Source organism: Actinocrinis sp., from assembly GCF_035605935.1.
Lineage (GTDB): Bacteria > Actinomycetota > Actinomycetes > Streptomycetales > Catenulisporaceae > Actinocrinis.
This window is the reverse complement of sequence record NZ_DATNGK010000220.1, coordinates 1-13,476: the sequence shown is the minus strand read 5'-3', so window position 1 is coordinate 13,476 and position 13,476 is coordinate 1. Positions and strand designations below refer to the sequence as shown.

Below are 13,476 nucleotides of genomic sequence, written 5' to 3'. Positions count from 1 at the left end.
CGGACCCGGTGTTCGCGATCGGGCGTTTGCGGGCGCTGTTCCTGCAGGCGTTGTATCCGCGGGCGATGGCCGGGGTCGCCCAGAACTCGGACCTGACCGCGCCGCCGTGGGGCCGGCTGCTGCGCACCGCGCGTTACGTGCACACCGTCACCTTCGGCACGAGTGAGCAGGCGCAGCGGGCCGCGGCGCGGGTGCGGGCGATCCACCGGGCGCTGTGGGCCGAGGATCCGGACAGCGGTCAGCGTTTCCGGCTCGACGACACGCAAGCGCTGCTGTGGGTGCACGTGGTGGAGGCCGAATCGTTCCTGTCCACGGCGCGGCGCGCGGGACTGCGGCTGAGCGCGGCGCAGGTCGATGCCTACTACCGCGAGCAGGTGCAGGCCGCACAACTGGTGGACATCGACCCGGATCTGGTGCCGGCGAGCGCGTCGCAGGTCGCTGACTATTACGCCGGCATGCGGGCGCGGTTGCAGCTGACCGAGCAGGCCGCGCGCGCCGCGCGGTTCCTGCTGTGGCCCCCGATGAGCGCGAAGGCGCAGCTCTACGGCGGGCGGGCCGGGTGGCTGGCGGTGAGCGGCACGGCGTTCGGGCTGCTTCCGGCCTGGGCGCGGCGGCTTTATCGGCTGCCGGGACTGCCGGGCGCGGACGTGCCGCCCGCGGTCACGGCCCGGCTGCTGCGCACGGCGGCGGTGACGCTGCCAACACCGCTGCGCCGCGGCTCGCCGATCCTGCAGCAGGCGCGGGCGAGGGTAGCGGCGGTGCGCGACGGATAAGGCAAGGCGCACCGGCCGTAGGTTGCTGGTTGCTGGTCGGATGAATCAACAGGATTCGGGGGGTTGAATCAACAATTGCCGCGTGGCGCTATGAAAACGCCGATGAAACATAGGACCACTCGTTGACCGTGTGGCGCCGGTGGACTAGACCTCCTCCTGGCGGCGCCCGGCGCGGCGCCTTGAATCGGGATCAGGGTGCTCAAGCCGGAGGTCTGGATGGTTGCACGCAATCGAAGTCGGCGGCTCGCGCGCGGGCGCCTGTGGCGGCTGCTGCCCGCGGCGTTCGCCGCGCCGGCGCTGGCCGCAGCGGGTCTGTTCGCGTTCGCCGCGCCCGGCAGCGCGGCGCCCGCGGCCGCGACGCTGCTGTCCCAGGGCAAACCGGTCACCGCGTCCTCCTCCGGCGGCTGCTGCCCCGCGCCGAACGCCGTCGACGGCAACTCGGCCACCCGCTGGGCCAGCGCCGCCGGCTCGGACCCGCAGTGGATCTACGTCGACCTCGGCGCCACCGCGCAGATCAGCCGGGTGCGCCTGCAGTGGGACACCTCCTGCGCGAGCGCGTACGAGATCGACACCTCCCCCGACCACGCCGCCTGGACACGCATCTACTCCACCACCGCGGGCAAGGGCGGAGTCGAGGATCTCACCTCAGTGAGCGGAAGCGGCCGCTACCTGCGCATGTACGGCACGAAGCGCTGCCGCGCCGACGCGGCACACGGCTACTCGCTGCAGGAGTTCGGCGTCTACGGCACGCTCGGCACCGGCGGCGGCGACACCACCCCGCCGACGCCCCCGGGCACCCCGACGCTGGTGTCGGACACCTCCAGCAGCGTCACGATCGCGTGGTCGAAGTCCACTGACAATGTGGGTGTGAGCGCGTACGACATCTACCACGACGGACAGTTGTGCGCCTCGGTCGGCGGCAGCACTCTGACGGGCACCTGCGCGAACCTGAGCCCGAACGTGTCCTACGGGTTCTACGTCAACGCCCGCGACGCGGCCGGCAACGTCTCCCAGCCCTCCGCCACCTTGCAGGTGACCACGCCCGGATCGAGCGACCACACCCCGCCGAGCGTGCCCACCGGCGTGCACACCACCGCGGTGAGCAACACCAGCATCACCCTGGCGTGGAGCGCCTCGAGCGACAACGTCGCCGTCGCCGGGTACCGCGTCTACAGCGTGACCGGCGGCACCTCGACGCGCATCGGTTCCTCCGACGCGAACACGCTGCACACGCAACTGGACGGCCTCTCGCCGTCCACGACGTACCACCTGCAGGTCACCGCGTTCGACGCCAACGGCAACGAGAGCGCGGGCAGCACCCCGGTGCTGGATGTGACCACCGCGGCCGGTTCGGGCTGCTCCGCCGCACAGCAGGTGTGCCAGGTCACCCAGGTCGGCACCGACGACGACGTGGTGTGGGGCCTGGTGACGCTGCCGGACGGCACGATCCTGTTCAACGAGCGCGACGCGCACGACATCGTGCACCTCAACCCCAAGAGCGGCGCGAAGAAGAGCATCGGCACGGTGCCGAACGTGCAGTCCACCGACGGCGAGGGCGGTCTCACCGGGCTGGAGATCAACCCGGCGTCGTTCGCCACGGATCACTGGCTGTACATCATGCACACCTCCCCGAGCGACAACCGGATCGTGCGCATCAAGTACGACGAGGCGACCGACACGCTGCAGACGAGCACCGAGCAGGTGCTGCTGACCGGGATCGCGCGCAACAAGTTCCACAACGGCGGGCGGCTGCGTTTCAGCCCCGACGGCAAGTACCTGTTCGCGGGCACCGGCGACGCGCAGAACGGCGCGAACGCGCAGAACACCGCGAGCCTGAACGGCAAGGTGCTGCGTATCAACCCGGACGGTTCGATCCCGGCGGACAACCCGTTCCACAACGCGGTGTGGAGCTACGGGCACCGCAACGTGCAGGGCCTGGCGTTCGACGGGCAGGGCCGGCTGTGGGAGCAGGAGTTCGGCAACAACGTGATGGACGAGACGAACCTGATCGTCAAGGGCGGCAACTACGGCTGGCCGTCGTGCGAGGGCACCTCGGGTACGTGCGGGACGGCGGGGTTCATCGCGCCGAAGCACACCTATCCGGTGGCGCAGGGCTCGTGCAGCGGGATCACGATCGTGCGCGAGGTGCTGTATGTGGCGTGCCAGCGCGGCACGCGCCTGTACCGGGAGGTGATCAGCGGCAGCAGCCTGACGAACGTGACGCAGTTCTTCACCGGCACGTACGGGCGGCTGCGCACCGTGGAGCCGGCGCCGGACGGCGGGCTGTGGCTGGCCACCTCCAACGGCGGCGACAAGGACAGCGTCCCGCACAACAGCAACAACCAGATCTTCCACGTGACGCTGAGCTTGAGCTGAGCCGGAGGTGACCTGGGAAGTGCACCGGAAGTGAGCTAAGCGGCATCGATTGGCGCACGGCGGCGCCCGGTGAAGTGAGGAGGAAAGGCGGCAGGCAGGGGAAGGGGCGGGGCTGTGGTCCGCGTGGCCGGGGGGCTGCGCGGGCCACAGCGCCGAACCGGCGTGTTCGCGCTGGGTCGGTGCGCCTTAGCGGGGGGTGCGGGTGAACAGCAGCTTCCAGGGGGTGAGCGCGGATTCCAGCTGCACGGAGAAGCTCATCTTCGAGGCGCCTTTGACGCGTTCCTCGAAGCGGATCGGCACTTCCAGGATCTTCATGCCGCGCCGCACCGTGCGGTAGTTCATCTCCACTTGGAAGGAGTAGCCGTTGCTGTTGATCGAGGGCAGGTCGATGGCGCGCAGCGTCGCGGCGCGCCAGGCCTTGAATCCGGCGGTGGCGTCCTTCACGTGCAGCCGCAGGATCGTGTTGACGTAGAAGTTCGCCCACGCCGAAAGGGCTTTGCGGTGCCACGGCCACTCGGCGGCGACCTCGCCTCCGGTCACGTACCGGGAGCCGAGGACCACGGCGGCGTCGGTGGTGGCGAGCTTCTCGAGCATCGCGGGGATCACGGCGGCCGGGTGGGAGAGATCGGCGTCCATCTGCAGCACCACGTCGGCGCCCTCGTCCAGCGCGCGGGTCATCCCGGCGATGTAGGCGCGCCCGAGGCCGTCCTTGACGGTGCGGTGCAGCACGCCGACGTTGCCGGGGTGCTCGGCGGCGAGCTTGTCGGCGATCTCCCCGGTGCCGTCGGGTGAGGCGTCGTCGACGACGAGCAGGTGCAGGTTGGGCACCGGGAGGGCGTCGAGAAGGCCGGCGAGCACGGGCAGGTTCTCCCGCTCGTTGTATGTCGGCACGACGACGACGACCTTCGGGGCGTCCACGGCCATGAGCGTTCCCTCGGGCGAGCTGCGCCTAGCGGCCGCCGCGCTGCGCGCTGCGCGACGCTAGATCACGTTCGGTGACAGTCGTGCGAGTGTAGCACCGGGCGGGCGGGATGCCGGGCCGTGCCGGTCTGCCGCCAGCGGCGGCGGGCCACGGGTGCTGACGGGGTGTCACGCGGCGCCGGGCGCGAGGGCTTCGAGGATCTCGGTGGCGCGCGCCGTGGCCGCGCCACCGGTGTCGGTGCCGGGGGTGACGATGTGCGGGTCCCAGTTCAGGTCGTAGTAGAGCTCGGTGACGCCCTGGTGTGCGAGTGCGGCGGTGTCCTGGCGGATCTGCGCGTAGCTGCCGGACAACGGCAGGCGCCGCCCGTCGGGTCCGGGCGTTCCGGCGCCGTCGGGATCGGGACGCAGCACGCCGCGCACGACCACGCGCACCGCGTCCGGGTCGCGTCCGGCTTCACGCGCGGCCTGCCGCACGATCGCGACGCTCTCGCCGATGCGGGTCAGGTCGGTGGCGCTGCGGCTGATCCAGCCCTCGGCCAGGTGCCCGGCGCGCCGCAGCGCCGCGGGCACGACGCCGCCAAGCAGGATCGGCGGCCCGCCGTGCTGCACGGGCGCGGGCCGCATAAGGCTGGGCGGCAGCGTGTAGAAGCGGCCTGCGTATTCGGCGGCGTGCGGCGACCACAGGGCGCGCAGTACCGCCACGTACTCTTCGGCGCGTTCGCCGCGGTGCTCGGCTACGGCGCCGGTGGCGGCGAATTCCAGCGGGGACCAGCCGATGCCCAGGCCCAGATCGAGCCGGCCGCCGCTGAGCACGTCGAGTGTGGCGGCCTGCTTGGCCAGGTACACCGGTTCGATGAACGGCATGTTCACCAGGGCGACACCCAGGCGGATGCGGCGGGTGTGCGCGGCGGCGTAGGTCAGCGCGAGCAGCGGGTCCAGGACGCTGCGGTAAGGCGGGTCGGCGTGGCCGTCGGCGGGGATCAGCAGGCGCTGGAAGGTCCACAGGCTCGCGTAGCCGAGGTTCTCGGCGCGGGTGGCGAACGCGGCGAGGTTCTCCGGCGTGGCCCAGGCGCCGGAGACCGGCGCACCGAATCCGATCTTCATACCGCCACTGTAGTGACCGCCGCGGTGGTGTTGCGGGCCTTGACGCGGGAGCGCGCGTACTTGCCGGGCTGCCCGGTGCAAGCGCTGTCAGTGCACGGGCACGGGCGCGCTACGGCGGTAGATGCGGCGGGTTGCGGGTAGCCGGATGGCCGCGCCCGTAGCGCGCGGCCCGCGCCGCGGCGTGAGTCTGGGCGCACGCGGCACGTTGTTGTCGTGGTCACTGGTCGGTCGGTTCGGTGGGCGGAGGTCGTTGAAGGATGCGTGCGGTTACGGTGTTGCCCGGCAAAGCCGATTCGCTGCAGGTCACCGAGGTACCCGATCCGCGGCCCGCGCCCGGCGAGGTGCTGGTGGCGGGCCTGGCGGTCGGGGTGTGCGGCACCGACCGGGAGATCGCCGCCGCCGAGTACGGACTGGCCCCGCCCGGCCGCGACCGTCTCGTGCTCGGGCACGAGTCGCTCGGCCGGGTGCTGTCCGCGCCGCCCGGTGCGGGCCTGGCCGAGGGGGACCTGGTGGTGGGCGTGGTGCGGCGCCCCGACCCGGAACCGTGCGGGGCCTGCGCGCGCGGCGAGTTCGACATGTGCCGCAACGGCCGCTACACCGAACGCGGCATCAAGCAGCTCGACGGATACGCCAGCGAACGCTGGAGCATCGAGCCGCAGTACGCGGTACGGCTGGACCCGCGCATGGCGCAGGTCGGCGTGCTGCTGGAACCGGCCAGTGTGCTGGCCAAGGCCTGGGAGCAGATCGAGCGGATCGCCGCGCGCGCCTGGTGGGATCCGCAGCGGGTGCTGGTGACCGGCGCGGGCCCGATCGGGCTGATGGCGGCGCTGTTCTCGGTGCAGCGCGGCCTGGAAACGCACGTGCTCGACCGGGTCGAGGCAGGACTTAAGCCGCAGCTGGTGCGGGAACTGGGCGCGCATTACCACACCGGGGATGTGGAGAGCGTGGCGCGCGCGGCGATGCCGGACGTGGTGATCGAGGCGACCGGCGCGCCGGCGGTGGTGTTCGACGCGCTGCGGTTCAACGCGGCCGCCGGGATCGTGTGCCTGACCGGGGTGTCGGCCTCGGGCCGGGCGCTGACGATCGACGCGGGCGCGATCAACCGGGAGATCGTGCTGGACAACGATGTGATCTTCGGGTCGGTGAACGCCAATCTGCGGCACTACCGGGACGCGGCGGGAGCGCTGGAGCGCGCGGACTCCGGCTGGCTCGAGCGCCTGATCACCCGCAGGGTGCCGTTGGCGCGGGCGTTGGAGGCGTTCGAGGCGGGACACCCGGACGATGTGAAGGTCGTCATCGATCTTCAGGCGTAGCGCCCGCGAAACCAGCAGCAGTGCCCGCGGGGACGCGGGGCGGCGCGGTGCCGTGCCGCCGGCTCGCCGGGCGGGGTCGCTGGCGCATGGCCCGAGTGCGGGTGCGCGCGGCGGGTGTCGGCGGGCGCGGGTACGATCATGGCCGTGTCTGGTTCCGTGACGCGGTTTCAGATCCCGCCGCAGCCCGCAGATCCCGCCCGTACGGCCTCGTCCGGCGCGGCGCATTCCGGCGCGGGCTCGCTGGCCGCGGCCGAGGGCTGGCACGGCCCGCACGGCGAGGAACTGGGACAGGCCACGACCGCGTGGCTGGCGGCGAAGAAACCCACGACCCGCGAGGCCTACGCCCGCGACCTGCGCGCCTGGGGCGCGTTCTGCGCCGAGCGCGGCGTGCACGTGCTGACCGCGCGCAAACCCGACGCCGACCTGTTCGGCGCCGCACTGCAGGACGGCACGGCCACCGCCCCGGGCCTGTCGGCCACCAGCGCCGCGCGGCGGATGGCCGCCGTCTCCTCCTGGTACCGCTACCTGGTGGCCTGCGGGCTGCACGAGCGCAACCCGTTCGCCGCCGCCGAACGCCCGCGCGTGGACCGCGACTACTCGGCGACCGCGTGGCTCGACGAGGCCGCGGCCCGCAGGATCATCCAGGCCGCCGAGGCCGGCGCCGGCGCGACACGGCTGCGCGACGCCGCGATGGTGCGCCTGATGCTGCAGCTCGGGGTGCGCGTGAGCGAGGTGTGCTCGCTGCAGGTGGCCGCGCTCGGCGCGACGCGCGGGCAGCGCACGGTCACGGTGCGCGGCAAGGGCGGCAAGCGGATCGAGCGCGCGCTGCCACCGTCCGCGGCCGACGCCCTGGACGCCTACCTGGCGTCGCGGGCGGCGCGCGCCGGGGTCGAGCCGGGGGCGCTGAGCGGTCCGCTGTTCGCCACCTCCTCCGGGCGCGCGGTGGACCGCGGCGAGGTGTTCCGGCTGGTGCGCCGCCTCGCGCAACGCGCGGGTCTGCCACAGCCGGACGCGGTGACCCCGCACGCGCTGCGCCACACCTTCGCCACGATCGCGACCGAGCGCGGCGCGGATCTCGACGACCTGCAGGACGCGATGGGACACGCCGACCCGCGCACCACCCGCCGCTACCAGCGGGCCGCGCGCCGCCTGGAGCGCGACCCGGCGCACCTGGTCGCGGCCGCCCTGGGCTGACCCGCGCCGCCCCGGGATGCCGCGATGTCCCGGGCAGGCGTGCGGCTGGGGCGCGCGTGGTGCGGCTCTCGGGAGTGGCTCGGCGCCGGCCGGAACCCGGGAAGAAGGGCGCCGGTTCGCGCGTTGTAGCTGGTGGTTTTCCCCTCGCAGTGCGGCTGCGTCCGTGTGCGTCGCGCTACGGCGGGTAGGGAACACGGCGTGGTCAGGTGCCGTTACCTATGTAGCCCGCGACCTGCGGCGAAGCCGCCGTGAAAGGGTAGGCAAGCCTTATTCGAATATCGGAAGGTAAGGCTTTCCTTTCTGTCCTGAATTTCATTCCCGACGTATTCTCCGTTAACGTGGACACGGTGCGCCGTGCGCGCAGCCAGCGGGGCGAGCGCCCTGCACAGGTGAAGGGGGAAGGTGCGATGACCAGCACGATTGTGAGCGAGCCCGCCGTGACGGGGCGCGCCGGCGGACCGCCGCCGCCCCCGCACCATCACCGCGACGTCAACGGCGGCTGGCTGCGTCCCGCCGTGTTCGGCGCGATGGACGGCCTGGTCACCAACGTCTCGCTGATCAGCGGCGTGGGCGCCGGCGGGGTCTCCTCGCACGCGGTGGCGCTCACCGGACTGGCCGGACTGGTCGCCGGCGCGTTCTCGATGGCCACCGGCGAGTTCGTCTCGGTTTCCTCACAGAACGAGCTGGTGCGCGCCGAGGTGGAGACCGAGCGCCGGGAGCTGGCGCGCAACCCGATCGGCGAGCAGGCGGAACTGGCCGCCGCCTTCCGCGCCCAAGGCGTGCAGGCGGACCTGGCCGACCGCGTCGCCGAGCAGATCTCCGCGCAGCCGGACCGGGGCCTTGGCCTGCACGTGCGCGAGGAACTCGGCATCGACCACGAGGACCTGCCCTCCGCGTGGACCGCCGCGGGCGCCTCGTTCGCGGCGTTCTCCGTCGGCGCGTTCATCCCGCTGCTGCCCTACCTGACCGGCGGCCCGTGGCTGTGGCTGGCCCTGACGCTCTCCGCGCTGGCCGCGTTCGTCGGCGGCGGAGTGGTCAGCCGGCTCACCGGCCGCCCGTTCCTGCGCGGCGCCGTGCGCCAGCTCGTGCTCGGCGCTCTGGCCGCCGGGGCGACCTATGCGATCGGCCTGGCCGTGGGCTCGCACGTCGGCTGACGCGCGGTGCGTTGCCCTAAAACGGCGTGCGGGCCGTCGCGCACACCAGTGACAACAAACTGGGTGTGCGCGACGGCCCGCACGTGTTTCCCGTGTCTCGGCGGAACCGCCCACTAGATATGACGTCTTATCGCGCCGATCGGTTGAACCGGTTAACCAAGATCTTTTCGCGGCGGCCGGCCGAGGCAGGTCACGGCGTGGCGAGCGCGGGCAGCTGCCAGTCGATCGGCGCGTACCCGAGCTCTTCAAGCGCCGCGTTGACCTTCGAGTACGGCCGCGAGCCGAAGAACAAGCGCGCCGAGAGCGGCGAGGGGTGCGCGCCCTGGATCACCCGGTGGCGCACCGGATCGATCAGCGCGGACTTCTTCTTCGCGTGCGCGCCCCACAACACGAACACCGCCGGATCCGGGCGCTCGACCACCGCGCGGATCACCGCGTCGGTGAACTGCTCCCAGCCGCGGCCCTTGTGTGACGCGGCCTCGTGCGCCCGCACCGTGAGCACCGTGTTGAGCAGCAGCACCCCCTGCGCCGCCCACGCCCCCAGGTACCCGTGCGCGGGCACCTCACAGCCCAGGTCCTCACGCAGCTCCTTGAACATGTTGCGCAGCGACGGCGGCGCCTTGACCCCCGGACGCACCGAGAAGCACATCCCGTGCGCCTGGCCCTCGTCGTGATAGGGGTCCTGCCCGAGCAGCACCACCCGCACGTCCCGGTACGCGGTGGCCTCCAGCGCCGCGAACACCTCCGGCTCCGGCGGGAAGACCTGGTGCGCGGCGCGCTCGGCGGCCAGGAAGCTCTCGAGCTGGGCGAAGTACGGCTCCCGGGTCTGCCCGGCCAGGACATCCTGCCAGGACTGCGGAACGGCGAGCGGCACGGCGGTCTGCCTCCCCATGCGGGCACGCCCCGACCCTCGAGGCGCGCGACGGTTCGCACCGGGCCGCTGCCCCACAACACGTGGGCGCGCGACCGGTCGCAGCGCTCTGTGTCGCTGCGGGAACCACCGTAGCGGGCGGCGCCGACAACACCGGCCGCGCAGCGCCGGCCGCACGAGACCGCGGCGGCGAGGCAGACGGGCAACGCTCGGCTCGTTGGTTGGATGCGCCGGTGCCCGATCCGCCTGCACGAGGTGGACCGGGCACCGGTCAGTGGGTGGGACGCGCACGTCCTATTGCGTCCCGCACCCTGCGTTCAGCGCGGGGCTTACCGCGCGGCGAACGGCGTTACAGCAACGCGCCGAGCAGGTCGCCGACGCCTTCGAGCAGATCGGAGACCAGACCCTCGTGGTGATGGTGGCACCAGATGACGTACGTGTTCCCGTCGGCCGGCGTCGGCGCCTGATCCTGCGACGCGCCCTGCTGAGCCGGCCCCGCCGCGACCGCGGCGGCCTGCGTCTGCGGCGTGGGTGCGTCCGCGGCCAGCGCGGGCCCCGCGGCAACCAGCACGGCCAGCGCGCTCGCGCCGGCGAGCGCGGCGGCACGGCGCATGGTGATTCGAACCATGATCGATCCTCCTGACGGCGTCGCCGCGCACCCGGCGCGGCCCTCCTGATCACCGTCTGGCATTCCTCGCTCACCCGGCGTGGCAAACCGCCAGTCCCCCGCCCGGCCCCACACCCGCACCGGGCCCCACGGACCCGTGTGAGCGCGCACATCCACCGCGCCATGACCCCCGCGACCCGGCGCAACACGGCTCTGATCTGCCCCGATGGACCGGCCGTGTCGTGCTGCGCGGCGAGCGGCCCGCTCCCGCGGACCCGCCCGACCCGACTACGGCATCTGCGGGAGCGCGGCGCGCGCCGAACGGCTGAGCACCGCCAGGCCCTTCATCACCGTCTCCCGGTCCGCCTCAGGCAACGCGTCGAGCATGTACCGCTGCACGTTGCACGCATGCATCCGCGCCGCCCGCGCCGCCATCGCATCCCCTTCCGCCGTCAACGCCACCAGATGCACCCGGCCGTCACGCGAGGAGACCTCGCGGCGCACAAGCCCCGCCGCCTCCATCCGGTCCACCAGCCGCGTCACCCCGCCCGTGGTCAGCACCCGCGCCTGCGAGATCTCCCGCATCGGCAGCGGCGCACCGGCCCGCCCGAGCAACAACAGCACCTCGAACATCGCGTGGCTGATCCCGAACTCCCGCTCGATAGCCCGCCCGAGCAGGTACTCCAGGCCCCCCGCCGCGCCCAGCAGCCGCCCAAACGCCACCACCCTCGGCTCGTTCGCCGCGTCGGCCGCGCTCGCGATCACCGGCTCCCCCGCCGTCGCCGCGCCCGGCTCACGCGCCACTCCCGCACCCAAACTGCACCAGCCCTCTCCCGAATCGGATTGCCCGCCAAACTGCCCTCCTTCGGGGACCGCCACGCCGAGCGGTCCCGCGCGACACCGCCCGAAGTGCCGCCGTGCGGAGCGTAGCGGACAGCGTTCGCTCTGCGAACAACCCCGACGCCACCTGTGCCTTCGCGCGCCGTCCACACCGCCCAAAAGTGCGCGCCTCGACCGCGACCACCCCCGGACGCCATACTGGCAACGCCATGCGCACCGCCGTCGAACACATCATGGGCACCGCGATCTCCCTCGCCGCCCCCGACGACACCGACCCCGGCGTTTTCACCACCGCCGCGCAGGCCGCCTACGACCACCTGCGCCGCATCGACGAGATCTTCTCCACCTACAAACCCGACAGCCCGGTCAGCCGCATCCGCGACGGCCGCCTGCCGCTAAACGCCCTGCCCGAGCACCCCGACGGCGACCTGATCCGGGAAGTGCTCGCCCTGTGCGCCCAACTGCAGCGCGAGAGCCGCGGCGCGTTCGACGCGTGGAACGTCGGCGACCCCCCGCAGTTCGACCCCAGCGGCGCCGTCAAAGGCTGGGCCGCCGAGAACGCCAGCCGCATCCTCGCCGCCCACGGCCTCACGCGCCACGCCCTCAACGCCGGCGGCAACGTGCGCGTGCGCGGCGGAACCGCACCGCTCCCGGCCGCACCCGACAGACCGGACGGGTCTTCAGTGGGTGAGCCGGTTACCGGACCGGGCGCGGGCGCGGCTGCGCCGTGGCGCGTCGGTGTGACCGACCCGCACCGGCCCGGCCACACCCTCTTCGTCATCGAGCGCGCCGAGGGCGCCGTGGCCACCTCCGGCACCGCCGAACGCGGCCTGCACGTCTACGACCCGAGCAGCCACCGGCCCGCGACCGCGCTGGTGCAGGTCACCGTCACCGGCCCGGACCTCGCGCTCGCCGACGGCTACGCCACCGCCGCCCTCGCCCTGGCCGGCGCCGCCTCTGCGGCAGACGCCTACGCATGGCTCACCGCCCTCGCCGAGCGCACCGGGTACCAGTCCCTGACAGTCGACCCCGACACGGGCGTGTGGTGGACCCCCGCACTACGCCGCTACGCCCCCGCGCTGCCCCCGCACCCCCACGACACACCCGGTGCCGCGTAACGTACCCGCCTGCCGCCCTGGCGCGCCCGCGCGGGTGGCGGCGATCAGATCCGCTGACCCTTCGTCGAACACGCACACTGCCTGTGACCTGGGCGGACTTCCACCGGACACCGCTGTCCCCCGTGCGAGTGATCTCCACCCCAGCGTGCTGGCGCACCACCACACCGCAGCGCTGTCATGGTCATACCGGCCGCACACCGCGGACGGTCCGTGTTGACAACGCTCCCCCAAGCGAACGACAACACTCCGCGAAGCCCGCGCCGCCCGTGGCGCGAAACCCCAGCCGGGCCCGCAATCCGGCCCAGGGTTCCGCGCGGCGCGGGCTTCCGCACATCCAGCGGCCTATCGGATAAGGCGCGCTGACGATGCGTCAGACCGGCTGCGACTCCCCGGCCGTCTCACCACGCGGCGCAACCACCGTGCCACCGCCAGCGACCGGCGCGGGCACGGGCGCTGTCAGCTCCAGCAGACGCGCCGTCAGTTCGTCCACCCGCGCGCGGGCAGCGTCCCGCTCCGCCGCCACAGCGGCCAACGACGCCCGCACGCTCGCCACCTCACGGTCAAGCTCCGCGGCCTGCCGCTCCCACCGCGCCGCCGCCTCCACGGCCTCGGCCCGGGCAGCGTCCCGCTCAGCATCAGCACGCTGCGCCCGCGCCACAGCCTCACCGCGCTCACGCTCCGCCGCCGCAGCCCGCGCCCACGCCTCCTGCGCCCGAGCGTCCGCGTCCGCCCGCGCCGCAACCTCCGCCGCAGCCGTCGCCACCGCCGCACTGGCCTGCGCCTCAGCCTGCGCACGCACCTGCTGCGCGACCCGCGCCTCCTCCACCGCCGCAGCCTGCGCGCTCAAAGCCCGCGCGGCCGCGTCCCGCTCCCGCCCCGCCTCCTGCTGCGCCGCCAACGCCCGCCCCATCGCAGCGTCACGCGCCGCCACCGCACGACGAGCCTCGTCCTCAGCCGCGACACCACGCGCCACGGCGTCATCGCGCTGCGCCCGAGCCTCCCTCGCCTCATCAACAGCCTGATCCGCGCGCTCCGCGGCCGCCTCACACTCCTGCCGCGCCCGCGCCGCCTCCCCCTCAGCCGCCACAGCACGCTCTAACGCACCGTCACGCTGAGCCAACGCATCCTCAGCGCCACGCCGCGCCTCCTGCTCCCGCTCCCCCGCCGCCACAGCACGAGCCACCGCCTCCTCCCGCTCCGCCTGC

At 73.1% G+C, this 13,476-nt stretch carries 11 protein-coding genes and 1 pseudogene; 6 read left to right on the top strand and 6 right to left on the bottom strand.

From position 1 onward, the window contains the following. A partial coding sequence (locus VN779_RS17790; RefSeq protein ID WP_325724731.1) for an oxygenase MpaB family protein occupies positions 1-773 on the top strand: 773 nt, incomplete at its 5' end. A gap of 216 nt (positions 774-989) precedes the next feature. Then, positions 990-3,149, top strand: a complete 2,160-nt coding sequence (locus VN779_RS17785) for a PQQ-dependent sugar dehydrogenase (protein ID WP_325724729.1) — start codon at positions 990-992, stop codon at positions 3,147-3,149. Between the two features lie 186 nt (positions 3,150-3,335). Here VN779_RS17785 and VN779_RS17780 read toward each other — a convergent pair whose 3' ends face one another. Both VN779_RS17780 and VN779_RS17775 read right to left on the bottom strand, forming a co-directional pair. Then, on the bottom strand, positions 3,336-4,073 hold the full coding sequence (locus tag VN779_RS17780) for a polyprenol monophosphomannose synthase (RefSeq protein WP_325724728.1): 738 nt from the start codon (positions 4,071-4,073) through the stop codon (positions 3,336-3,338). A 165-nt stretch (positions 4,074-4,238) separates the two neighbouring features. Continuing rightward, positions 4,239-5,174 carry a TIGR03619 family F420-dependent LLM class oxidoreductase gene (locus VN779_RS17775; RefSeq protein ID WP_325724726.1) on the bottom strand — a complete coding sequence of 312 codons (936 nt, stop codon included), beginning with the start codon at positions 5,172-5,174 and terminating at the stop codon, positions 4,239-4,241. A gap of 257 nt (positions 5,175-5,431) precedes the next feature. Between VN779_RS17775 and VN779_RS17770 the strand changes: the two genes are divergently transcribed. The 3 genes from VN779_RS17770 (at position 5,432) to VN779_RS17760 (ending at position 8,835) form a co-directional block, all read left to right on the top strand. After that, positions 5,432-6,487 (top strand): glucose 1-dehydrogenase, encoded by a 1,056-nt coding sequence (locus tag VN779_RS17770; protein ID WP_325724724.1) that lies wholly within the window; start codon positions 5,432-5,434, stop codon positions 6,485-6,487. Between the two features lie 144 nt (positions 6,488-6,631). Beyond that, positions 6,632-7,681, top strand: coding sequence for a tyrosine-type recombinase/integrase (locus VN779_RS17765; protein ID WP_325724722.1), 1,050 nt, complete (start codon positions 6,632-6,634; stop codon positions 7,679-7,681). A 407-nt stretch (positions 7,682-8,088) separates the two neighbouring features. Next, positions 8,089-8,835, top strand: coding sequence for a VIT1/CCC1 transporter family protein (locus tag VN779_RS17760; RefSeq protein ID WP_325724720.1), 747 nt, complete (start codon positions 8,089-8,091; stop codon positions 8,833-8,835). Positions 8,836-9,025: 190 nt separating this feature from the next. Here VN779_RS17760 and ung read toward each other — a convergent pair whose 3' ends face one another. The 3 genes from ung to VN779_RS17745 all read right to left on the bottom strand — a co-directional run bounded on the left by ung (position 9,026) and on the right by VN779_RS17745 (position 11,117). After that, the gene (gene ung, locus VN779_RS17755) at positions 9,026-9,727 is read right to left on the bottom strand and encodes a uracil-DNA glycosylase (protein ID WP_325724718.1); all 702 of its coding nucleotides are present in this window, start codon (positions 9,725-9,727) and stop codon (positions 9,026-9,028) included. Positions 9,728-10,055: 328 nt separating this feature from the next. After that, complete coding sequence (locus VN779_RS17750; RefSeq protein ID WP_325724716.1) at positions 10,056-10,334, bottom strand: hypothetical protein; 279 nt, start codon at positions 10,332-10,334, stop codon at positions 10,056-10,058. Positions 10,335-10,601: 267 nt separating this feature from the next. Next, positions 10,602-11,117 (bottom strand): MarR family winged helix-turn-helix transcriptional regulator, encoded by a 516-nt coding sequence (locus VN779_RS17745; RefSeq protein ID WP_325724714.1) that lies wholly within the window; start codon positions 11,115-11,117, stop codon positions 10,602-10,604. 245 nt (positions 11,118-11,362) lie between these two features. On the opposite strand from VN779_RS17745, the gene VN779_RS17740 reads away from it, so the two are divergent. Then, complete coding sequence (locus tag VN779_RS17740; RefSeq protein ID WP_325724712.1) at positions 11,363-12,271, top strand: FAD:protein FMN transferase; 909 nt, start codon at positions 11,363-11,365, stop codon at positions 12,269-12,271. 370 nt (positions 12,272-12,641) lie between these two features. Here the strand turns inward: VN779_RS17740 and VN779_RS17735 are convergent. After that, positions 12,642-13,476 (bottom strand): annotated as a pseudogene (locus tag VN779_RS17735) (hypothetical protein); the annotation flags it as partial.